We start from the raw sequence: 21,513 nt of genomic DNA, 5'->3' as shown, positions 1-21,513 counted from the left end.
TTCACGAACATAGTACACAACCGCTCGGGCCTATTGCCGGACACAATTCACCAGCCGGCCGTCCCGCATATGCCACACATAGTCGGCTGCGCCGGCCGCACTGTCACTGTGCGTCACCAGCAACACCGAGTGACCGAACCGTTGCGGTAATGTACGGAACAGGCTGACGATGTCCGCCCCTTGTTTGGAATCGAGATTCCCGGTCGGTTCATCCGCCAGTACAAGTCGTGGCCGATGCACGATCGCCCGGGCAATCGCGACACGCTGCTGCTCCCCTCCCGACAACTCGCCGGGCCGGTGCGAACGTCGCCTGTCCATCCGCACCGCTTCCAGGACTTCGTTGACCCGCTGGGCCACCGCGGCCCCCCGTTCCCCCCTCAGCAGCAAAGGCAGTGCGACATTCTCCGCAACCGTCAGGCCGGGAATCAGGTGGAAGGCCTGAAAGACGATTCCGATCAACTCGCGTCGCAAGCGGGTCCATTCGGTGGCGCTCGCATGGGTCACAAGCCGGTTCTCAATGGCGATGGTTCCCGAAGTGGGCTGATCCAGCCCGCCGATCAGATTCAGCAACGTGCTCTTCCCGCACCCGCTCGGCCCGACGAAGGCACAGAACTCTCCCGCCTTCACATCGAGGGTCACGTCCTGCAGCGCCGACACAAGCGTCTGCCCGCGGCGATATTCTTTCGAAAGATTCTGTACCCGTACCAGCATATTGGTGGGATCTTGCATGATGGGAATCGATAGCCGTAAGGGAGTGCGGGAGCATCCGGCAGATGCGTGCCACCGGCACATGGCCGAGCCCTTTGGAACCGCCCCGATGCAGGCGAGTGGTCCTATACCACACCCCGTTCGCACCCCACAACCTTGACGGCTGAGGGGTATTCCGTACACAATCCCAACGCGCGTCCGTCACGCCTCTTGGATCTAGCAATGACCTCACACGCACTGCTCGCAGGCATCATCAGGCAGGCCACACGACTCCTGCTCCCGTCGGACTGCACCACGTGCGAACAACCTCTCACGGACGATCCCACACCGTTTTTCTGCCGCCGATGCTGGGGGCTGATTCGACCGTTGCAGGGGCCGGCCTGCCCGCGATGCCACCGCCCCTTCGCGTCTCCATACGCTACAGCCCATAGCCCGACTCACGAATGCCATGACTGCCGTACCCGTGCACCGCACTATTCGCAGGTGTGGGCAGCCTATGCTTACTGCTCTCCGCTCCAGAACGCCATTGCCCTCTTCAAATATCACGGGAAGGTAGTGCTGGCGGATGCGCTAGGTGCGTTGCTCGCCCAGGCTCTTCCCGCAAACCTGGATGCGGATCTCCTCATGCCGATCCCGCTCCACCCCAACCGCCTTCGACAGCGAGAATTCAATCAATCCCTCTTGCTCGCCGACCGCATCGGACCTGTATTGAAGAGACCCGTATCCTATCGAAACCTGGTTCGCATCGTCGATACCGACCCCCAGACCACGCTCCCCCGCTCCGCACGCCTGCAGAACCTTCACCGGGCGTTCGCCCTGCGCGCCCCAGGGGAGGTGACCGGCAAGCGCATCCTCCTCATCGACGATGTCTTCACCACCGGCACCACCGCCAACGAATGCGCCAAAATCCTGCTCAACGCCGGCGCCGAAGACGTCGCCGTGCTCACGCTCGCGCGTTCCGTGGAGGCCGGCATGGTGCCTGATACCTGGCTCCCTCCATCAGCCTTCGATCAACTGCACGCCCTGAAGGTGTAGTTATGCCGATCTACGAATATCGCTGTCGCCAATGTGGGAAACGAACCACCCGCCTGATCCTCAGCATCAGCGCTGCGCCGCAACAGACATGCGGCCACTGTCAGAGCCCGGATCTGGAGCGACTGCTCTCCAGGTTTGCCTCTCCCAAATCGGACGAAGCACGCCTGGAAGCCCTGTCCGATCCAAGCAATCTGAGCGGATTTGACGAAAACGACCCGCAGAGTATGGCCCGGCTCATGAAAAAAATGGGGCAGGAAATGGGAGAAGACCTCGGCGATGACGTCGAAGCGGTGATGGAAGGAGGAGGCGCTGCTCCACCCGGAATGGACCAGACCGACTGCGAGTGACCGCCCCGGTCATGAATATTCACTTGACAGGATTGGCCTTGTCTCCTACCATCAGCGAAGAAATGGCTACTCGGCTGATTCCTATGCGCCTACGTACAGCTCCATCGACTCGTCACGATAGCCGCCCTCACGAGCGAGGCTGCCGATAATGTTTGCCGGCGAATACCTCTGCAAAGTCGACGACAAGGGACGCTTCCTGATCCCCTCCCCCCTTCGAGAACGGCTCGAGGCCGAGGGCAATCAGGTCATGTTCGTGAAGAATACCGAGCAGACACTCTGGATGTACTCAGCCAAGGAATGGGAAAAGGTCCTGGAACGGACCAGAATTACCCTGGACGAGGACCAGAGCCGCCTGTTCATGCATCATGTGATGTCGCAAGCCGGCACCTCGGATATCGACAAGGCCGGCCGTGTGCTGATCCCGAGCCGTCTTCGCAAGCTCGTCCCCATGGATGAAGATCAGGAAATCTTCCTCGTGGGCATGTACCACCGTCTGGAAGTCTGGGGTCCGTCGGAATGGCGACGGTATCTCACCAGAACGGAAGACCGGTACGAGCAGGATATGGCGAAGATCCAAAATCTTCTCTAGTTGATAGGCAGGCTCTTGCGCCGCGTGTCCCGCCATCGACAGTCCTCAATCCCGATTCGAACAACCTCCTTCAGACCCCCGGCTCAGAAGGCACCGTTTTCCGCGCAGGAATCAGTTCTCCCGCGCACAGCCATCCGCACGCGTACTCCGGCAATGGCCGTCACGACCGACCCACCGTCCGTTCGAGTGACGGCAGATTCCATTGCGCTGACGTTACCCGTCCCGCCCAGCATCAATCACCAATATGCCACGGCCAACGGGCGCCGTCTGCTCTCCGCCAAAGGCCGTGCGTTCAAGGAATTGGTCGGGCAACAAATTCTGGTTGCGCTTGCCCAATCGCCTCATCGTGGTACTCTAAGGCGAACCTTGAGCCAGTCGAGCCTCGCGTTATCCATTCAGTTTTTCTTCACCTCGGCCCTGCGTCGGGATACCGACGGAGGACTCAAGATCGCGCAAGACGCCTTATGTGAGGGCCTGGGACTGAACGACAATCGGGTGGTCGAAACGCACCTCTACAAGTATCAGGATCGCGACAATCCTCGCATGGAAGTACTGTTGTCGGTGGCGCCGCCTGCAGCACCCGGCTCAGCTAGTCTCACCTCGCTTGAGGCCCGCTAGTGGTGCCCCCGGCCCCTCAATCCGACAGTCGGCGAGATCGATAACACAGCGCAAGAAGACCGCAAAAGAGCGGCAGGCCCGCAACGCCCGGACGTTATGGCATACCGACCGATCGACATCGATGCGCTCCAGATCGGCATGCACGTCGCCAAAATCGACGTAGCCTGGTTCCGTTCGCCCTTCATGCGGCACTCGTTCCTGATCCGGACCGACGAGCAGATCGAGAAATTACGGCGTGCCGGAGTCAAACACCTGTCCATCGACCCCGCCCGGGGCCTGGATATCCCAGGCACCTCGACGTCGGCACAGGACGAACCACACGGCATCACTCAGACGCCGGCCGCCCCGTCGCCTCACGCGACGGAGGTCCGCTCCCTTGCCGCGATGACGCAAGAGCTATTGGCAGCCAGAACCGCACGGGCTCAACTCGAAGCGTCGGTGCAGAACACCTTCTCACGCATCGCGCAAACAGGCGTCGTCGATCCGGAAGAAGCCACACACACCGTGCATGCGATCAGTGCCGTCGCCCAAGCGCTCAACACCCATGCCCTGTTCATGGCGTTCAACCAAGGGCGCGCGGGCAATGCCCCGCTCAGCCAGCACGCCCTGGCCACCTGCAGCTTTTCAATGATTCTGGCTCACGCGGCAGACTACAACCTCCTGGCCATCCAGGAGTTAGCCACCGGCGCACTGCTTCACGACATCGGCCTCATGCAGGTCCCGCCGAACGTTCTCCAACGGATTCACGACACCTCGACCACCCTCTCCGAACAGAACCGGCAGACCTATGAAGCCCACGCGCGCGGGGGCGCCATTCTGCTCGAACGCCGGAACGGCTTCTCACCGGCGGTGGAACAGATTGTGGCCGAGCACCATGCCTATTTGAATGGAAGCGGATTCCCCGCAGAAACCGGCGGCGCATTCACCTCCGACATGACACGGATTGTGATGGTCACGGATCGCTACGACGAGTTGCTGACCGGATTCGGCGGTGCGTCGCCGCTCACCCCGCACCAGTCATTGCAGCGGCTCTACCAAGAAGGGCAGGAAGGCAGATACGAAAACCGGTTGATCTCGCTCTTCGTCAAAGTGATGGGAATTTATCCGGTGTATAGCTATGTCTCACTGACCACCGGCGAGCGGGCCATCGTGTCCGTCATCAACTCAGGAAAACTGCACCAGCCCATCGTCACCATCACCCACGATCCCTCGGGGGAACCCTACATCGTCCCGCTCGTCATCGATCTGGCCAACCAGGACACGGAAGCTCCTCCCCGGGGGATACGTTCCGTGCTGGGTACCATTCCAGCGGAATTCGAACGAGCCTTTCACTAACCCCCTCCAAACTACGCTCACAGCCCACCGGAGCCATCTCACGGCCGGAGACTGCCGGTTCAGGCTGGGGCGTTATTCGTAGCGCAGGGCTTCGATCGGATTGAGCCGTGCGGCTTTGTTGGCGGGATAGAGCCCGAAAAACAGTCCGACGGCCAGCGAGAACACGAAGGCGGTCATGATCGCCTCGAACGAAATGATGGTCGGCCATCCCGCGATCACTGTCGTGAGTCGTGCCCCGACGATGCCGACGACCACACCGATCACACCGCCGAACAGACTCAACGTGACCGCCTCGATCAGAAACTGCATCAGAATGTGCAGCCGCTTGGCCCCCACCGCCATGCGGACTCCGATTTCCCTCGTCCGCTCCGTCACCGACACCAGCAGAATATTCATGATGCCGATCCCGCCAACCAGCAGCGATACTGACGCGATGGCAAAGAGCATGACCGTCAGCGTCTGGCTCGTGCTCTCCTGCACCTTTCCGATATCGACTTGCGTCCGGATGGTGAAATCGTCCGCCTGCTCGCCCTGGAGTCGATGTCGCGCCCGCAAGACCTCCCGAATCTGATCGACCGCCTCGGGCAAATCCGCGCTCTGTTCCGTGGACGCAAACAAGGCCCCGACCGATCCCAGGAACTGACTGCCGAACACCTTCCGCTCCGCAGTCGTGAAGGGGATAAAAATCACATCGTCCTGATCCGAGCCCTGCGCTGATTGGCCCTTCGGAGCCAAGACGCCGACAACCTGAAACGGCACATTCTTGATGCGAATCGTCGCACCGATCGCCTCCTCGCCGGGATCAAAGAGATTTTCCAGCGTCGTCTGCCCGATCAGCGCCACGCGGGCCGCGCTCTCCAAGTCGGTTTGGGTGAACGGTCCTCCGCTGGTGAACGACCAGTCCCGAATCGTCAGATAACTCGGAGAGATCCCGTTGACGGGACCGTTCCAGTTGCGGTTGCCGTTGACGATCTGCATCACATCCCGCTTGGCCCAGCCGGTGTCCGACAACAAGGGACTCCGTTTTTTCAAATCCGCTGCGTCTCCGACGGTCAACGTCACGGCCCCGCCCTGTCCCCCCCGCACCCCGCTGACGGTGGTGGAGCCCGGCATGATGATGATTACGTTGGTCCCCATGCTGGCCACCTGTGCCTGCACCGCCGCGCGGGCGCCCTGCCCGATACTCACCATCGCAATCACCGCGCCCACACCGATGACGATGCCGAGCATGGTCAGACCGGCGCGAAGCCGATTCCGGCTGAGAATACGCAGCGCGGTCATCACGGTGAGAAGAATAAAAGCCGGCATGGGCGTCCTACCGCACGACCGTGAGATGCGGGGCCCGCCGTACGTCTTGCACGATCTGACCGTCCTTCATGACCAGTTCGCGTGAGGCGTAGGCGGCGATATCGGATTCGTGGGTCACCAGGATGATAGTGATGCCATCCTCGCGGTTGAGTTCCTCGAGAATATTCATGATTTCCCGGCTCGATGCGGTATCGAGGTTGCCTGTCGGTTCGTCGGCAAAAAGAATCGAAGGAGCCCCGACCAGCGCCCGCGCAATGGCCACACGCTGTTGCTGGCCTCCGGAGAGCTGGGTGGGATAATGCTGCTCCCGGCCGCCCAACCCGACTCGCTGCAACGCTGCGGCAGCCTGTTTTCGCTGGGCTTTGATCGAGAGGCCTCGATAAAACAGCGGCAATTGAGCATTTTCCAACGCGCTGGTTCGGGGAATCAGATTGAAGCTTTGAAATACGAAACCGATCTGCCGGTTGCGAAGCTCGGCCAGGAGATCCGGTTTCGCCGTCGCCACATCCAAGCCATCGAGCTCATATCGACCACGCGTGGGCTGGTCGAGACAGCCCAGGATATTCATCAGGGTCGATTTGCCCGATCCTGACGTGCCCATGACCGCCACAAATTCACCGCGATCGATGGTGAGGTTGATACCTCGCAACGCCTGCACCTCAACGTCGCCGACACGATAAATCTTCCAGAGGTCTTCGCAGACGATCAACGAGGCCATGGAGCCTTCCCTTAGAGCCCGCGATCACGCCGGGCGCCGCGCTGTTGCCCGGACCCGAATCCCGGCGGCAGGTCACCGCCCTTGCGATCCCCACGCGGAGAGTCGATCCCGATGATGACCTGGTCCCCCTCATTGATCGAAGCCGAACCGATTTCAGCGTAAGCCCCGTCTGAAATACCCATCTCGACAGGAACTCGTTCCAAGGCCTCGTCGGCCCCCTGCTTCCAAATGGCCAACCGGCGAGGCCCTGGTTCAGGAGCAGCGCCTCCGGACATGCGGCCGTCGCCCTCACCCTTGGCGGGTCTGCCCGAGGCCTGTTCATCGCGCACCGTCTTGGGCGGGGTAAAACGGAGCGCCGAATTCGGCACTTTGAGAATGTTCTCTTTTTTCGCCACGACAATGGAGACGTTCGCCGTCATGCCCGGCTTCAGACGAAACGCCGGGTTATCGAACTCGACCACGACATCGTAGGTCACCACATTCTGAATATTGATCGGCGCATTTCTCACCTGTCTCACCCGGCCGTGAAACTGCTCTCCCGGGTAGGCGTCCACGGTGAACGAAGCCGCTTTTCCCTCGGCGATCCCGCCGATATCGGCCTCGCTGACGTTGGTATCGACCTGCATCTTCGTGACATCTTCGGCGATCAGAAACAGCATGGGTATGGTAAAGCTGGCTGCGATACGCTGCCCGACCTCGACGAGGCGCGAAATCACCACGCCGTCAACCGGTGAACGGATCACCGTATACTTCAAATCCAACTCGGCCGCCTGCAGCATCGCTTCCGCCTGCTTGACGGCAGCCTCCGTGACTTTGAGCTGCGCCACCGCGCCTTCTGAGGCGGTCAACGCGACGTCCACTTCGTTCTGCGAGATGAATTGCTGGCCGATCAGCGACTTGGCCCGGTCCAGTTCCCGACGCCGTTGGGCCAGATCGATCCGTGCCTTCTCGAACGCCGCCTTCGCGTTCGCCAAACTGGCGAGCGCTTGATCGCGACGGGCTTGGTAGGGAAAGGGATCGATACGCGCCACCACTTGGTTGGCGGTCACTTTGGAATTGAAATCCGCATGGAGGCTCTCGATCATGCCGGAGACCTGACTCCCGACCTGAATCGTGGTGATGGGATTGATCGTCCCGGTCGCCGTGACCAGCGAGACAATGGTGCCCCGTTCGACAGGAACCGTGCGGTAGCGCACAACGGCCTTTCGCTCGCCGTTGAAAAACACATACCCGGCGATGGCAAGACCCAGCGCAAGGACTCCGACGATGACCCCGATCCGACGCATGGACAGGCCCCTTCTTCCTCGAACAATGCGGCCATTCTAGCAGGAAACGATTTTGCGATGCAGCATCGCCACCCGGTCGGGCCCGGCAGAACAGCGCCGGCGCAGAAAACACAAAGGCCGTTTGCCTGCGACGGCAAACGGCCTTTCGAACTCCTCGGTCCGCTATGCGCGGACATTCAGGGCACGACTAGGGACTGACCGTGATGCGGTCCTTGATATCGTCAAAGACGTCCTTCGGAACCACGTTCTTGGCCACCAGCTCACCCTTCACACGGTACGGGCGATTACTCACGATCCGGTCGGCCACATCCTGACTGACACCCAGCGTCAGAACCAAATCGGTCGACGGCGCTTTGTTGATATTCAGCAAGGACACCGGCGGAGCCGCAGCCTCGACCGGCCCACCGAACGGATTCGACGATGGCGCCGATTTCGCCGAGGATGCACCACCGGACAACGGCGCGGTCAATTCCGCGGGAGCCGAGGAACTCAGGGACCTCGAACGCTCCTTCATCTCTTTCTGATACCGCGCGACCAACGCCTTCAGTTGCTCATTGTGCCGGCGAGCCTCGTCATACTCCTGCTTGATGTTTCGATTCTGCGCGCTCAGCTGCTTGACCTTATCTTCCAATTCCTTGGTCCGGACCTCGATCGTATCCCGCTCCTTGTCCCGGCCATGCTGGATCCGCTGCAGTTCATCCCGAGCGATCTGGCTTTCCGAACCGAACTTGGCGTTGAGATCTTTCAGCGTCTTGACCTGTTGCTCCAGCGCATTCTTCTGCGCCCGCGCCCGCTCCAGGTCTCCCCGGACGGTGTCTGCATCGGCAAGCGCCTCATGGTATTTCTTGTCACTTACGCACCCGCTGACGGCCATCGCACTCATCAGCGCGAGCCCAGCCATCCACACATGCCTCATGCGACCCTCCCCTGTTCGATCTGGACCGATCGGACCTCTTCTCTCTTGTTGTGTGTATGCCATCATCTCAACTTTGTCAACAAGTTTGCCGATTGCGAAGCGCCTGCCGGTGCGTCGCTCACAGCCCCTGGCGACTCCGCAAATTTCGACGAAGCTTGACTGCCAGGGAGCAGTCTGGGAATATGCACTCACCGTTCAGCAAAACCCCGTAACCGACCAGCAGCACACTCACAGACCATCCTAAGCAGACTATTATGATGAATTGGGGCCCGGAGCTCGCGATCATTCTCGGCATCATCGAAGGACTGACGGAATTTCTTCCCGTCTCCTCGACAGGCCATCTCATTCTCGTCGGACACGCGCTCGGATTCACCGGAGACATCGCTTCGAACGTCGAGATTTCGATCCAGCTAGGATCCATCCTCGCCATCATCGCCTACGAACGCACCAAGCTGGCCTCGCTGGCCTCGCATGCATTCCGTGAACAGCGTGACTTCCGGTCGCTCGTGGCCGCCCGAGGTAATGCCTCGTGGACAACTCTCATTCAGCAGTCCATTCAAGCCCAGCCGAACCTCTGGTTTGTCATCGGCTTAGGATTGGCCTTCTTGCCCGCAGCGCTCGTGGGATTCCTCGCCCATAAGTCCATCAAGGCCTATCTTTTCTCACCGACGACCGTGGCGATTTCGCTGATCGTCGGCGGCATCATCATCCTGGTGGTCGAACGGATGCGGGACCGCGTACGTGTGAAGGAACTGCTCCAGGTCACGCCCCGCTTGGCGATCTGGGTCGGCATCGCCCAATGCGCCTCATTGATTCCCGGCATGTCCCGTTCCGGCTCCACGATTGTCGGCGGACTGCTGGCCGGTCTCGATCGCCGCGTCGCCACGGAATACTCCTTCTTCCTGGCACTGCCGACGATGATCATTGCCACCATTTACCAAATGCTGAAATCCCAAGCCGCCTTCAGCCAGGACGATTACGTCGCGCTCGGGATCGGCCTGGTGGTCTCGTTCGCCGTCGCCTGGGCCGTCATCGCGGCCTTTCTCACCTATGTGCAACGCCACAGCCTGAGCGTCTTCGCCTACTACCGCATGGTGCTGGGCGTCATCGTGCTGCTGGTCGTCCGCTAACTACACTCATACCAAGGAGCCGAGTGACCATGGCAAACCAAATGGACAGCGTCCACGTGTACGATACCTGGGTTAAAGGAAAGAACGGCAAACTGCACTTCGACGTGATGACCACAAGTCAGGAAAAGGCTCTGGTCCTCGCCAAGCAATATCTGGTGGGAATCGGTGAACCGAACGCGGTCATCACCCTTAAGGAATGCCAGTTCTGCCACAGCGAACCGCTCGTCATGTTTTCGGAAGAGCAGCAGCGCCAGTTTCGGGAGCAGGGCGGCTTCATCATTACGATGCCGGCCTGATCGGGAAAAACAACGCGAGAACGCTGCCGACGAACTTTGTCCGCGTGCCGTCAGGAAGGCGGGTTATCGGGAACCACCGGCGTCGCCTCCGGCTCCTTCTCCAGCGCAAAGTGCAGAATCAGAAATGCCACCCCGACGGTGATCGCCGAGTCGGCGACGTTAAATGCAGGGAAATGGTAGGCGTTGAAATAAAAGTCCAGAAAGTCGATCACTTCCCCGTACCGCAAGCGGTCCAGTAAGTTCCCGATCGCCCCGCCGAGAATTGCCGCCACGCTCAGCCGCCCCATCCAATCATCCTTCGGCATGCGGACCAGAATCGTGCCCAGCAGGCCTACGGCAAAGACCGACGTCACACCGAAAAAGATGAACCGGAACGAACTGCTGCTGGAGGAGAGAAACCCGAAAGCCGCACCGGGATTCCGGATGTAGGTGATGCTGAAGAAGTTGGCGATGACCGGAATCGATTCATGGAGCCGCATGGACTCCATGACAGAGAGCTTCGTGACCTGATCCAGTACGACAATTGCCAGACTCAGTAAACCGAGCAGGAGATAGCGGACGGAGTTGCTCAACGGACCGCCTCAACACAACGGTCACAAAGAGTCGGATGGTCCGGAAAGCTTCCGACCGATCCGCGATAATTCCAGCACCGTTCACACTTCACCCCGACGGCCCTCTGCACCGTAATCGAGAAGTCTGGCTTGACCGGCAAATGGTGCACGAGCCTCAGTTCGACATCAGAGACGATAAAAAACGACGCCAGGTCTTGTCCATAGGACCGGAGTAACTCATATCGGTCGGCATTCGCGTCGATCACGACCCGCGCTTCCAGCGGCGACCCGATCACCTTCTCACGACGTTGCACTTCCAATGCCGCCTGGACTGCCGTTCTCACTTCAAGCAACTGCTCCCACCGCTCAGCCAGCTTCGCATCCGCCCAACGCGGATCGACTTCAGGGAACATGGCCAGATGCACGCTGTCGGCCTTCGAGTCCACCCGCACCGACTCCGGCAGCATCCGCCAGATTTCTTCCGACGTGAAACTCAGCACCGGCGCCATCAACTTCGTGAGGGCCACCAGAATGTCGAACAAGACGGTCTGCGAGCCGCGCCGCAACGGCGAATCCTTGCGGAACGTGTAGAGCCGGTCTTTCAGGATATCGAGGTAGACCGCGCTCAAATCGACGGAACAGAAGTTGTTCAACGCATGAAAGATCGTATGGAACTCGAAGTCGTCGTACCCCTTACGCACCCGCGGAATCAGGTCGCCCAACCGCATCAGCGCCCAGCGGTCTAATTCGGGCAACTGATCGAACGGCACGCGATGCTGCGCGGGATCGAAGTCGTAGAGATTGCTCAACAGGAACCGGCAGGTGTTGCGGATCTTCCGGTAGGCCTCAATGAGATGGTTCAGGATCTCCTGGGAAATCCGCAGGTCCTCACGATAGTCCTGGGCCGACACCCAGAGACGAAGGATCTCCGCGCCCGATTGCTTGATCACATCCTGCGGCGCGACGACGTTACCCGCCGATTTCGACATCTTCCGTCCAGCCCCGTCCAATACAAATCCATGCGTGAGCACGGCCTTGTAAGGCGCTTGATGATCGGTGATGACCCCCGCCAGCAAGGCGCTATGGAACCAGCCACGATGCTGATCGGACCCTTCCAGATACAGATCCGCCGGCCACCATTGCCGAGGCTTGAGCACCGTCGCATAACTCACGCCGGACTCGAACCACACGTCCAGAATGTCGCGTTCCTTTTCAAATTCCGTCCCACCGCAACCTTCGCACTGAGTCCCGGCAGGCAGCAACGCGGCAGCCTGGTTGGCAAACCAATAGTCTGTACCATGTTGTCCGATCAAGTCCGCGACATGATCGATCACACGGGGGTGGGCCAAGACCTTGCCGCATTTCACGCAGGTAAAACCGGGGATCGGCGTACCCCAGACACGCTGACGCGAGAGGCACCAGTCAGGCCGGTTCTCGATCATTCCGTTGATCCGATCGCGCCCGTAGGCCGGAATCCAGCGCACCCGCTCAATCTCCGCCAACGCTTCTTTCCGCAGTTCATTCGTCTCCATCGAGACGAACCACTGTTCGGTCGCGCGGAAGATGACCGGCTGCTTGCAGCGCCAGCAATGCGGATAGGAGTGGTTGAGCGAACCATGCCCGAGTAACCGCCCGTTCTCCTTGAGGCGCTCCACGATTTTGGGATTGGCTTTGAAGACATGCTGCCCGACAAACTCAGGAACCGCGGCCGTGAACTTCCCGCCGTTATCCACCGGCGCCAGGATTTCGAGCCGCTCACCGACGCTGGCCTTGGCATTGTGATCCAGCACCAGTAGGTAGTCTTCCATACCGTGGCCCGGCGCAATGTGGACACAGCCCGTTCCCTGCTCCAACGTGACAAAGTCTCCCAGAAGAATCGGCGAAAGGCCATGGCTTAAGGGACGTTGCGTCTCTAGGCCTTCAAATCCTTCCCGCCCTTTCCGTTGCCCGAAAAGAGTGGGATTCTTGGCACCCCATTCCGCTAGCACACTCTCAACACGACCTCTGGCCATGATGAAAGCTTCATCGCTTCCATCAAGCTGGACAAAAACGTAATCGAGATCAGGATGGAGGCAGATTGCCTGGTTCGCTGGCAAAGTCCATGGTGTCGTGGTCCAAATTACGACAGAAATCTTCTTGACCGTGTTCGCAAATGCGATGTCCTTAAATGCTGTCTTTTGGAGCACGTCTGGCGGACTTACCAACGGGAACTTCACATAGACAGAGGGCGACGTGTGGTTCTCGTACTCGACTTCGGCCTCGGCCAATGCCGTCTGATCTTGGGTACACCACAACACAGGCTTCAGGCCCTTGTAGACCCCGCCCCGCTCCACAAACCGTCCGAACTCGCGGATGATCGTGCCCTCATAGGCAGGATTCAACGTGAGATAGGGTTGCTGCCAGTCGCCCAACACGCCCAGCCGTTGGAATTCTTCCCGCTGAATCGAGACATATTTCTCGGCATATTCCTTACAGAGCTTGCGGATCGCGAGGGCATCCAGATCCCGTTTCTTGTCGCCCAGCTCCTTCAGGACCTGATGTTCGATCGGCAGACCGTGACAATCCCAGCCGGGCACGTAGGGGACTTGATACCCCGACATCGTCTTCGACTTGATGATGATGTCTTTCAGAATCTTGTTCAGCGCGTGGCCGATGTGGATCCGCCCGTTCGCATAGGGTGGCCCGTCGTGCAACACATAGCGCGGGAACCCCTGACGGGATTCCTGGATACGCTCGTAGAGCTTTTCCTGAGTCCACCGGGCGAGCATCTCCGGTTCCCGCTGCGGCAGATTCGCCTTCATCGGGAAGTCGGTCTTCGGCAAGTTGAGGGTCGCTTTATAGTCCATAGGATGATCTATCTGAGGGACAAAAGAGTCATGAAGTGCGCGTAAAGAGAGGACTATACCGAAACGAGGCGAGAGGAACCAGTGGTTTGTTATGGGGGGAAACCTATCAAGCCCTGATTGACTCAAATACTGTCGTGCTTTTGGCTCTTCATGAACGCTAAACGGGGAAGCGAACGCGGTATGCGGAGATCTGACATGGGCAGGATCGTCAAAAGCGTCTTCCGGCAAGGCCGCAGCGAGGGAGCATGTGAGGCGTACCTTTAGCGGTACGTTGAACATGCGAGCGACGCGAGAACGCCGCCGGAGGCGCTTTTCACGATCCTGCTAACTGAGGGCCATCATGCGGTCCAACGCCACCTTCGCCCACTGCTTTTCGTCATCCGGGACCACAATCCGGTTCACGACATGGCCGTCGGCAAGGTTTTCCAGCGCCCAGCAGAGATGCGGGGCATCGATCCGGTACATGGTCGCGCATTGGCAGACGGTCGAGGAGAGGAAAAACACCTTCTTATCGGTCTGCTCATGCTTCAGGCGATTGACCAGGTTCAGTTCGGTACCAACCGCCCAGGTGGTGCCCGCCGGCGCCGCCGTAATGGTGCGGATGATGTACTCCGTCGAGCCCACCAAATCTGCCTTGTTCACCACATCCTCATGGCATTCGGGATGGACGATGACCTTCACGTCCGGGTACTGCTTGCGGAAATAGTCCACGTGCGACGGCTGAAACATCTGGTGGACGCTGCAATGGCCCTTCCACAGAATCAGCTTCGCCCGCTTGATCGCCTCCACCGAATTGCCGCCTCGCGGCATGAAGGGATCCCAGACAATCATTTGCTCGCGAGGAATGCCCATCTTGTTGGCCGTGTTCCGCCCCAGATGCTCATCGGGGAAAAACAGGATCTTCTCGCGCCTCGCCCAGCTCCATTCGATGACTTTCCGCGCATTGGACGAGGTGCAGGTCAGCCCGCCATGTTCGCCGCAGAACGCTTTCAAGATCGCGGCGGAGTTCACATACACCGCCGGCATCACCGTTTCTTCGACTGGCACCACCCGCCCGAGCGCATCCCAGCACTGTTCGACCTGCTCGATCGCCGCCATGTCAGCCATGGAACAGCCTGCCGCCATGTCGGGGAGAATGACCGTTTGATTGGACCGGCTCAACACATCGGCGGTCTCCGCCATGAAGTGCACGCCGCAAAACACGACATAGGGCCGATCGGAACGCTGCTCGGCCACCTGCGCGAGAATCAGGGAGTCGCCGCGGAAATCGGCATGCTGAATCACTTCATCGCGTTGATAATTATGGCCGAGGATCATCACCCGGTCACCCAGCGTCCGTTTGGCCGCGCGAGTCCGTTCGAAGAGTTCTTCGGCAGACAAGGATTGATAGTCGGTAATGGGACGGGGAAGCGTGGCGACCGTTTTCACCTGCAGCCTTTCGGTTGATTGAAAAAACTATACCACGAGGGAACTTACACTGTCTGATTCTACGACACCCCTTCCCGCACAATCAATGAAACCGCCGCTGAGAAGAGGGCCTAGGAAGGATTGCAGAGATGGGCCGAAGGGGCCAGGCTTGAGGGAACGAGGACAGCGCCGGCAGGGGATTGGTGCGCCACAGACGCCTGCATGAGCACCAGATTAAGCCTTGCCTGTTCGAAGCCTGTCAACTCGCCGGTAACCGGCTCACACAGGACAGGCTTCGCCGTTGCCTCCGAAACTCAACGGCCGCATGCTGCGGCAAGTCAGGTACCCACTCATGCAGTCGATGGGCGGACAATGCCGTGACAGGCACTACCGTAGAAGATTGCGCAAAGGTATGGGGGGTTCCAGATCGCTCACACGCCTAACGGTGGCCATAAGACTGCGACAAAGCGCATAGCGATTTGCCGGTCGCGCGACCGAAGGGAGCGGCCTTAATGCACTTGTTAAAGGTCATGTGCTGCGTCCTGCAGGATTGCCGACATATTTGGGAGAGACTTCCCGCTTGTAAAAAGAGTCCAAGTTGAAAGATGAGGCAGATATAGCAATCGTACACTCCCATGAGGTGCCGTGTAGCTATCAACGTCCGCTGTGGTGTTACCCCAACCCGTGAGATGGCTGCTGCAGCCGATATGAGTTGCCCAAAGACATTGAGGAATCAGCGCTCGCAGCTCTTTTTGAACAACACGACCCAGACAAATCACTAATCGTGGCATGGCATGCGGAAGGATATTGCTCCAAAGCTTCCTACCAACCTCGACTGATTCTGCTTTCCGTGGCAAGTCATCGAAGCGCGGGGAACGAAATGGCACAAAATGGGATATGAGCGACTGAGCCAGCAATTCCTCGTGTGATCCGGAAAATCCAATTGCCTCACGGAGAAGTCGAAACATTTCTTGCACTTGAACTTGCAGGGTTGACCTTCCTGGTATGGCGTTCCCCCACTTTTCCACGATGTAGGAGGAGCCGTTCTCAGAGCTTGGCCACGGATGATCCTTAGGAATCGAATTACCTGCCGGGTTGATTGTGACAAGGACGATTCTCACGGGCTTGTCGAGGATAGCGCGAGAAACGCTAAGGAAACGCCAACCAAGTTTATGCCCCAGTCTCTTGTACGCAGCCTCAATGTCTTGAACACATGTGTCAAACAGAGGCGGAGATGCTTCAGGAGGTTTCATTCCGTGATCTCTAACTATCTTTAGGCCGATCCGCAAAGAACTGGATCTGCCGGTTCGTGTCCTTACAACACACCGTTGCCGATCGCGAATAATACGCCATGAGTTGCTATTGCTTCAATGAATTGCAACTACTGGCCACTTATCACGGGGGCTCATACGGATCCGGATCAGGAAATGATTCCTGACACCATTTTCTGACTAAGTGCCTGAGGAGAAAAGAAACCCAAGTGCGCAGAAGGCCGGTCAGGTCTTGCAGTCACACATATCATGGTATATGACGCTTTTGGGGGCTTCGTTACATGCTCACCCCATCCGACATTCCGCATTGAGCATCGAGCATTTCCGTAAATGTGAGACACCTCACCACATGGCAACCTGACCAAACCGCCCCCTACCCTCACGGTAATTCGATTGCATACCCCCTCGCAACAATAGTAACATATGCGTTACTATTTCCATGTCCGAGGTACGCATACTCGAATATCTTGACCACAGGTCTCGGTCGCCTTTTGCCGCATGGCTCGGAGGCCTCTCAGCTGTCGCTTCAGCAAAAGTTGCAGCAGCGCTCTATCAGTTAGCTGCCGGGAACTAGTCGAACGTGAAGGGAGTGGGGACTGGAGTCTTCGAGCACAAGATCGATGCTGGGCCGGGATATCGCATCTATTTCGGCAAGGACGGCGACCACCTCGCGATCCTGCGGGGTGGCAGCACAAAGCAGCGCCAGCAACAAGCGATCGAGACGGCAAGAGAACGCTGGGCAGACTACCGTCGTCGTAAGGACACCAAGAAGACGTAACAGGGAACGGGAGAATCTATGGCACTCACACGAGAGTTTAGAAATACGGTAACGGCCCGAGCAGAGCGTGATCCGCGCTTTCGTGAGGCACTGTTTACAGCGGCGCTTAACGCCTATCTCGCCGGCGATCCCACCGTGGGCAAGGCTATCCTCCGTGACCTGGTCAATGCCACCATCGGGTTTGAGGAGTTAGCCCTGACGCTCAAGAAGCCGAGCAAAAGCTTGCATCGGATGTTGGCCCCGCGTGGGAATCCAAGCACAGACAACTTCTTCAGCATCTTGAGCGCGCTCCAGAAGAAGGCTCACGTCAAATTGCGCGTAACCGCGAAAGCGAGCTGAGAAACAGGGGGCATCATCTCCCGCCGCGTGGCGATCTTAAATACAAGACTTGCAGTAAAATATCCTTGCGCCGAGTCGCCTTTCCCCACGGAGGCTCGCATGGCACGGAGCAACCAGTCTCAGCGCGACCACAATCTTCGAGAACGCGCACTCAAATTATTTCCTTGGATCTGCGCGCACTGCGGGCGTGAATTTGACGGCAAGAAGCTGAGCCAGCTCACCGTCCATCACAAGGACCACAACCACGACAACAATCCGCCCGACGGGAGCAACTGGGAGTTGCTCTGTCTCTACTGCCACGACAATGAGCACCAGCGGTATCAAGCAGCTGATGCGTCGGATGAATCGCCGCCGCGGCGGAAGCAAGATCAACCTTCGACCTTCACGCCCTTCGCCCATCTCGCGGACATGCTCAAGCGAAGAACCTAGCCGAAGAAACAAGCGTGTCGAATCAGAGGACAAGCCGGCCCAATAGGCACGATCGGCTTCTTTAGCCTGTCGCTCGGCGGCGCGTTCATACTCCCGACGATGAACGCGTCGCCCGCCAAGTGGGACACCGATTACGGGTATCGGTCCACCACTCTCCCCCGTCCAAAACCAGCAGCTCCGACAGCCTCTTCATCGTGGCCCCCTGGCGTCCATCGTGATGAATCCCCCTCTGCCTTTGCAGTACACTAGGCCGCACCACTCATTGTGGAGTTCACATGCCCCACGTGTTGATTATTCACGAAGTCGAAGCCTACCCCGCCTGGAAAGCTGTGTTCGATGGCGCGGCGGATCTGCGGAAACGTGCCGGAGAAATCAGCTACCAGCTCCTGCGCCACGACCAAGATGCGAATAGCATTGTTCACTTCTCGGCCTGGTCTAGCTTGGAGAACGCCCGGCGCTTCTTCGAGTCCCCGGAATTGGTCGAATTGAGGCGAGCTGCCGGAGTGAAAGCACCGGACTTTCTCTATCTGGAAGAGATCGAACGAGGCGTCCTCTAGCCCGAACTATTCATGAATACCCGCTCCGGCGCCCGATCCTCTCGCCCGGCGAGGCTGTTCTCGTTCGGCCTCCTCGACGGACTGCGAGTACGCCTGTGTCTGCCTCACGTGTGAGCAGCCTCGGCGGGCTTCCGTCTCGAACGCCTCGCGACGGCATTCATGAATAATCCGGGCTAGCAGGCTGCCCACAATGCCCGCCGGAGATCTACGACACATACCATCAGACAAGCCACCATCGATGATGTCGAACAACTCGTTCCACTCTTCGACGCCTATCGTCAGTTTTACGGTCGGACCAGCGATGTGGCTGCCGCGCGGGCGTTCCTGCTTGCCCGTTGTGCGAACAAAGAGTCCACGCTGTTCATTGCGCATGAGGGAGATACGGCGATCGGTTTCGCACAGCTCTATCCGAGCTTCTCGTCCGTGTCGCTGGCCCGGATTTTTATCCTCAACGATCTTTTCGTGCAGGAGCAGGCCCGGAGAACCCGCGTTGCCTTTTCGCTGTTGTCGGCTGCTGCCACCTTTGCAGTGTCACTCGGTGCGGTGCGCCTCTCGCTCTCAACTGCGCTCACAAACGACGCCGCCCAGGCGCTCTACCGCTCCGCTGGCTGGAAGCGGGACGAACAATTTTGCGTCTATCACCTGGCCCTCTCGGTTTAGGCCGAGCAACTCTCTGTCTAGGCCGCGCCGTACCCCCCTAGACGCTCACAGTCAGCGGGCCGATGCCTCCCCGCATCGGCCCGCCTTCTCCACCGCCCTTGCCGGCTTAACGAGAGACCGGCTCTAGATCCTTGAGGCTGGAGAGTGCCTCCTTAATCACTCTCATCGTGTGCTCGATGTCACCGTTCTTTTCGCGCTTGGCGTCTCGTTTGACGTCCCGCGGCTCTTTCTTCAACACCGCTCCATGCTCCATCAATGACTCTCTGAACCGGCCCAGATAATATTCATAGTCGGTCCGTCCCAAGGTCGCGATCGCCTGATCTTTCTTCTCAAGCAGAGCGCTCGTATAGAGCTGCCGTGCCTCCTCAATACGGGGGGCGGCGCGACGGAGACGGCCTCCGGCCTCCTTTGCAGACGCCATCTCCCCCATCCGATCGCCCATGTCGAGCACCTTGTAGTCCCTGGCCAACGGCGCAGCCAGGGCCACACGCGCATGATTGGCCACCGCACGATCGCCGAACCGGTCACTCACCTCCCTGAGCGTATCGTTCCCTCGACGGAGTATGGCGCTGCCGTCGAAATTGAGGATGCGTCCGACGTCATCAGAGAAGAAGTCCTGCGCAAGAAATTCTTCGTCGTAGCCCCGTGGAGGAGCGACACGGATGGTCAGGGCCTCAGAGACAATATCCTCCGTCTCCATATGGAGCGCGATCTGGATCGTGTAATATCCCGGCTCCGCGATATCCCAGCCGTTCCGCCCGACAGAGATAAAGAGCGAATCGGTCACAAATTCCCCGGGCATCACCACCTGAGCCTGCATGTCGTGGCAATAGCGCGCAAAGGGCAGGTACTGCCGGGCCGGCTTGTCCCGCTTCTTGACGATGACGGTCATGTGATCCGTCATGGACAGCAATTCCTTTTCCAGCACCAGTGGACGCGAACCGATGTTGGTCAGCTTGAGCTCAAGCACAACCGGTTCAAGGAATTGATAGGTGGCTTGGGCGCGATCGACGCGAAGGTTGAGCTTCAACGCGGGCTCCGGTGAAGCGCTCGCCTGCTCGAATCCATGGTGATCGAACCAATCGGCATTCCCCATCTGCACAAACCGCTCCGGCGCGTGGCGCATGAATACCAACTCGTTGTCGCTGAACCGATAGGCGAAGTCGGAAAAAAACGCCGTCTGCCCGCCGGACACGTTGTACGGGTAGTTCATGAAGCTGCGGGCTTCCGGTTCGTTCGCCAAAGGAATCCACGGGGTGCCCCAGTCCGGCGGGTGTTGCTTCTGCCACGAATGCGCCAGATTGAAGGCGTGTCCCATTTCATGGCACGCCGTCCAGAACCGCATCCGCTGGGCCCACGCGACCGGATTGGCATCACCGCTCGGCGCCGTAGAGATGAACGACTCGTTAAAAATCGCCGTCCCCTGGCGATGATTCGGCCCGATGTCGTCGAACATGATGCCGCCCAGGCTCGTGCCCTGCTCGTGCAACCGGGCAAAGAACACCCACAGAGACCACTGCGCCTTGCCGGCAAATCGCGACCAGTACACCTGCATCGCATCGTGCATTTCGTTGTCGCTCCAACGCGCATTCGTACCCGCATCGCCGATGGGAACGATGCTGTCGCTGCCGGACTTCCGCACATCGAACCCGACCCTTCGGTAGACCTCCTCGATCGAGAGCGTCTCGCCCGGCAATGTGGCCGGACGATTCGGATGGTCATGGGTGCCGATGTGCGTGGTCGCGGTGACGCCGGTGGCGCAGTCGAACTCGAATTCCACCTGCCTGAAGTACGGAGACTTGAAGGCCAACGTTCTCGTCCGAACCGACGTGCCCCCGCCTGAGAACCGGACAACGGCCTTGCGCTGGCTGGAGAGAAAGGTTGCCGTCGTCGTGATCTCGACCATCGTGTAGGGGAAGCTGGCGACATCGCCATCCTTGAACCAGATTGAGCCGGTCCAGGCATTCGGCCCGGATGCGGTGAGACGGGCAATCCAGTGCACACGTTTGGCCAACACGCCATAGAGCGTTCCGCTGGCCATCATCTGCGGATAGCGCCCGTCCACATCGAGGCGCAGCTCTTCGCGAAGAAAGCCCCAGGGCAGCAGTTCCTCAATTTGCCACGGACCGGCTGCTGTCGGCGCGATGCCCGGCATCGGCTGAGCGAGTGGAACGGGCTGAATCGGCAGGGGGCCGGGCGCCGGGATGGGGGGCGTCACGATCCTGGATGCGGCATACAACCCGCTCACGCGGAGACGTGGCGGCCAGGGCAGGATCGGGATGAGGGGCTCTATGCCCGGACGGGCGATTTCGGCGGCTTCGACACGATACTCCTGATCGATTTGATCTTGCTCTTTCATACGCTACCTCCTGTTGTGATAGGTCGCGAC

20 protein-coding genes and 1 pseudogene are annotated in these 21,513 nt (G+C 59.1%); 12 read left to right on the top strand and 9 right to left on the bottom strand.

What is annotated here, in order from left to right; translation table 11 throughout:
* Window positions 1–30: 30 nt before the first annotated feature.
* Window positions 31–711, bottom strand: coding sequence for an ABC transporter ATP-binding protein (locus H8K11_08195; GenBank protein MCS6263725.1), 681 nt, complete (start codon window positions 709–711; stop codon window positions 31–33).
* Between the two features lie 219 nt (window positions 712–930).
* Here H8K11_08195 and H8K11_08190 point away from each other — a divergent pair, with 219 nt between their 5' ends.
* The 5 genes from H8K11_08190 to H8K11_08170 all read left to right on the top strand — a co-directional run bounded on the left by H8K11_08190 (window position 931) and on the right by H8K11_08170 (window position 4,632).
* Window positions 931–1,743: a ComF family protein gene (locus tag H8K11_08190; GenBank protein ID MCS6263724.1), complete on the top strand. Its 813-nt coding sequence runs from the start codon at window positions 931–933 to the stop codon at window positions 1,741–1,743.
* Window positions 1,744–1,745: 2 nt separating this feature from the next.
* Window positions 1,746–2,090 (top strand): zinc ribbon domain-containing protein, encoded by a 345-nt coding sequence (locus H8K11_08185; protein ID MCS6263723.1) that lies wholly within the window; start codon window positions 1,746–1,748, stop codon window positions 2,088–2,090.
* 148 nt (window positions 2,091–2,238) lie between these two features.
* Window positions 2,239–2,679 (top strand): division/cell wall cluster transcriptional repressor MraZ, encoded by a 441-nt coding sequence (locus tag H8K11_08180; GenBank protein ID MCS6263722.1) that lies wholly within the window; start codon window positions 2,239–2,241, stop codon window positions 2,677–2,679.
* A 153-nt stretch (window positions 2,680–2,832) separates the two neighbouring features.
* Complete coding sequence (locus tag H8K11_08175; protein MCS6263721.1) at window positions 2,833–3,297, top strand: RusA family crossover junction endodeoxyribonuclease; 465 nt, start codon at window positions 2,833–2,835, stop codon at window positions 3,295–3,297.
* A 96-nt stretch (window positions 3,298–3,393) separates the two neighbouring features.
* Window positions 3,394–4,632, top strand: coding sequence for a DUF3391 domain-containing protein (locus H8K11_08170; GenBank protein MCS6263720.1), 1,239 nt, complete (start codon window positions 3,394–3,396; stop codon window positions 4,630–4,632).
* A 72-nt stretch (window positions 4,633–4,704) separates the two neighbouring features.
* On the opposite strand, the gene H8K11_08165 is transcribed toward H8K11_08170, so the two are convergent.
* From H8K11_08165 to H8K11_08150, 4 genes are all read right to left on the bottom strand, one after another.
* A complete protein-coding gene (locus tag H8K11_08165) occupies window positions 4,705–5,940 on the bottom strand; it encodes an ABC transporter permease (protein ID MCS6263719.1) in 1,236 nt (411 codons plus the stop codon).
* A 7-nt stretch (window positions 5,941–5,947) separates the two neighbouring features.
* Entirely contained in the window at window positions 5,948–6,658 is a 711-nt protein-coding gene (locus H8K11_08160; GenBank protein MCS6263718.1) for an ABC transporter ATP-binding protein, read from the bottom strand.
* 11 nt (window positions 6,659–6,669) lie between these two features.
* Window positions 6,670–7,944 carry an efflux RND transporter periplasmic adaptor subunit gene (locus tag H8K11_08155; protein MCS6263717.1) on the bottom strand — a complete coding sequence of 425 codons (1,275 nt, stop codon included), beginning with the start codon at window positions 7,942–7,944 and terminating at the stop codon, window positions 6,670–6,672.
* A 187-nt stretch (window positions 7,945–8,131) separates the two neighbouring features.
* A complete protein-coding gene (locus tag H8K11_08150) occupies window positions 8,132–8,860 on the bottom strand; it encodes a hypothetical protein (protein ID MCS6263716.1) in 729 nt (242 codons plus the stop codon).
* A gap of 257 nt (window positions 8,861–9,117) precedes the next feature.
* Between H8K11_08150 and H8K11_08145 the strand changes: the two genes are divergently transcribed.
* Complete coding sequence (locus tag H8K11_08145; GenBank protein ID MCS6263715.1) at window positions 9,118–9,990, top strand: undecaprenyl-diphosphate phosphatase; 873 nt, start codon at window positions 9,118–9,120, stop codon at window positions 9,988–9,990.
* Between the two features lie 29 nt (window positions 9,991–10,019).
* Window positions 10,020–10,286, top strand: a complete 267-nt coding sequence (locus tag H8K11_08140; protein ID MCS6263714.1) for a DUF2024 family protein — start codon at window positions 10,020–10,022, stop codon at window positions 10,284–10,286.
* Between the two features lie 50 nt (window positions 10,287–10,336).
* Here the strand turns inward: H8K11_08140 and lspA are convergent, their stop codons facing one another.
* The 3 genes from lspA to nadA form a co-directional block, all read right to left on the bottom strand.
* Window positions 10,337–10,858, bottom strand: a complete 522-nt coding sequence (gene lspA, locus H8K11_08135) for a signal peptidase II (GenBank protein MCS6263713.1) — start codon at window positions 10,856–10,858, stop codon at window positions 10,337–10,339.
* On the bottom strand, window positions 10,855–13,683 hold the full coding sequence (gene ileS / locus H8K11_08130; GenBank protein ID MCS6263712.1) for an isoleucine--tRNA ligase: 2,829 nt from the start codon (window positions 13,681–13,683) through the stop codon (window positions 10,855–10,857). The genes lspA and ileS overlap by 4 nt, the downstream gene beginning before the upstream one ends.
* A 324-nt stretch (window positions 13,684–14,007) precedes the next feature.
* On the bottom strand, window positions 14,008–15,111 hold the full coding sequence (nadA, locus tag H8K11_08125) for a quinolinate synthase NadA (protein ID MCS6263711.1): 1,104 nt from the start codon (window positions 15,109–15,111) through the stop codon (window positions 14,008–14,010).
* 1,689 nt (window positions 15,112–16,800) lie between these two features.
* On the opposite strand from nadA, the pseudogene H8K11_08120 reads away from it, so the two are divergent.
* The 5 genes and pseudogenes from H8K11_08120 (at window position 16,801) to H8K11_08100 (ending at window position 19,124) form a co-directional block, all read left to right on the top strand.
* Window positions 16,801–17,139 (top strand): annotated as a pseudogene (locus H8K11_08120) (type II toxin-antitoxin system RelE/ParE family toxin).
* 18 nt (window positions 17,140–17,157) lie between these two features.
* Window positions 17,158–17,478: a transcriptional regulator gene (locus H8K11_08115; protein ID MCS6263710.1), complete on the top strand. Its 321-nt coding sequence runs from the start codon at window positions 17,158–17,160 to the stop codon at window positions 17,476–17,478.
* A gap of 99 nt (window positions 17,479–17,577) precedes the next feature.
* The gene (locus H8K11_08110) at window positions 17,578–17,907 is read left to right on the top strand and encodes an HNH nuclease family protein (GenBank protein ID MCS6263709.1); all 330 of its coding nucleotides are present in this window, start codon (window positions 17,578–17,580) and stop codon (window positions 17,905–17,907) included.
* Between the two features lie 275 nt (window positions 17,908–18,182).
* Window positions 18,183–18,464, top strand: coding sequence for an antibiotic biosynthesis monooxygenase (locus H8K11_08105; GenBank protein MCS6263708.1), 282 nt, complete (start codon window positions 18,183–18,185; stop codon window positions 18,462–18,464).
* A 219-nt stretch (window positions 18,465–18,683) separates the two neighbouring features.
* The gene (locus tag H8K11_08100) at window positions 18,684–19,124 is read left to right on the top strand and encodes a GNAT family N-acetyltransferase (protein ID MCS6263707.1); all 441 of its coding nucleotides are present in this window, start codon (window positions 18,684–18,686) and stop codon (window positions 19,122–19,124) included.
* A gap of 106 nt (window positions 19,125–19,230) precedes the next feature.
* Here the strand turns inward: H8K11_08100 and H8K11_08095 are convergent, their stop codons facing one another.
* Window positions 19,231–21,483, bottom strand: a complete 2,253-nt coding sequence (locus tag H8K11_08095) for a hypothetical protein (GenBank protein ID MCS6263706.1) — start codon at window positions 21,481–21,483, stop codon at window positions 19,231–19,233.
* Window positions 21,484–21,513: the final 30 nt, after the last annotated feature.

Source organism: Nitrospira sp., from assembly GCA_024998565.1.
Taxonomy (GTDB): domain Bacteria; phylum Nitrospirota; class Nitrospiria; order Nitrospirales; family Nitrospiraceae; genus Nitrospira_A.
This window is presented reverse-complemented; position numbering and strand designations above follow the sequence as displayed.

Excerpts from the sequence above, each read along its gene's own strand:
- H8K11_08195 (MCS6263725.1), bottom strand. The coding sequence starts at position 711 with ATGCTGGTACGGGTACAGAATCTTTCGAAAGAATATCGCCGCGGGCAG.
- H8K11_08190 (MCS6263724.1), top strand. The coding sequence starts at position 931 with ATGACCTCACACGCACTGCTCGCAGGCATCATCAGGCAGGCCACACGA.
- H8K11_08185 (MCS6263723.1), top strand. The coding sequence starts at position 1,746 with ATGCCGATCTACGAATATCGCTGTCGCCAATGTGGGAAACGAACCACC.
- H8K11_08180 (MCS6263722.1), top strand. The coding sequence starts at position 2,239 with ATGTTTGCCGGCGAATACCTCTGCAAAGTCGACGACAAGGGACGCTTC.
- H8K11_08175 (MCS6263721.1), top strand. The coding sequence starts at position 2,833 with ATGGCCGTCACGACCGACCCACCGTCCGTTCGAGTGACGGCAGATTCC.
- H8K11_08170 (MCS6263720.1), top strand. The coding sequence starts at position 3,394 with ATGGCATACCGACCGATCGACATCGATGCGCTCCAGATCGGCATGCAC.
- H8K11_08165 (MCS6263719.1), bottom strand. The coding sequence starts at position 5,940 with ATGCCGGCTTTTATTCTTCTCACCGTGATGACCGCGCTGCGTATTCTC.
- H8K11_08160 (MCS6263718.1), bottom strand. The coding sequence starts at position 6,658 with ATGGCCTCGTTGATCGTCTGCGAAGACCTCTGGAAGATTTATCGTGTC.
- H8K11_08155 (MCS6263717.1), bottom strand. The coding sequence starts at position 7,944 with ATGCGTCGGATCGGGGTCATCGTCGGAGTCCTTGCGCTGGGTCTTGCC.
- H8K11_08150 (MCS6263716.1), bottom strand. The coding sequence starts at position 8,860 with ATGAGGCATGTGTGGATGGCTGGGCTCGCGCTGATGAGTGCGATGGCC.
- H8K11_08145 (MCS6263715.1), top strand. The coding sequence starts at position 9,118 with ATGAATTGGGGCCCGGAGCTCGCGATCATTCTCGGCATCATCGAAGGA.
- H8K11_08140 (MCS6263714.1), top strand. The coding sequence starts at position 10,020 with ATGGCAAACCAAATGGACAGCGTCCACGTGTACGATACCTGGGTTAAA.
- ileS (MCS6263712.1), bottom strand. The coding sequence starts at position 13,683 with ATGGACTATAAAGCGACCCTCAACTTGCCGAAGACCGACTTCCCGATG.
- H8K11_08115 (MCS6263710.1), top strand. The coding sequence starts at position 17,158 with ATGGCACTCACACGAGAGTTTAGAAATACGGTAACGGCCCGAGCAGAG.
- H8K11_08110 (MCS6263709.1), top strand. The coding sequence starts at position 17,578 with ATGGCACGGAGCAACCAGTCTCAGCGCGACCACAATCTTCGAGAACGC.
- H8K11_08105 (MCS6263708.1), top strand. The coding sequence starts at position 18,183 with ATGCCCCACGTGTTGATTATTCACGAAGTCGAAGCCTACCCCGCCTGG.
- H8K11_08095 (MCS6263706.1), bottom strand. The coding sequence starts at position 21,483 with ATGAAAGAGCAAGATCAAATCGATCAGGAGTATCGTGTCGAAGCCGCC.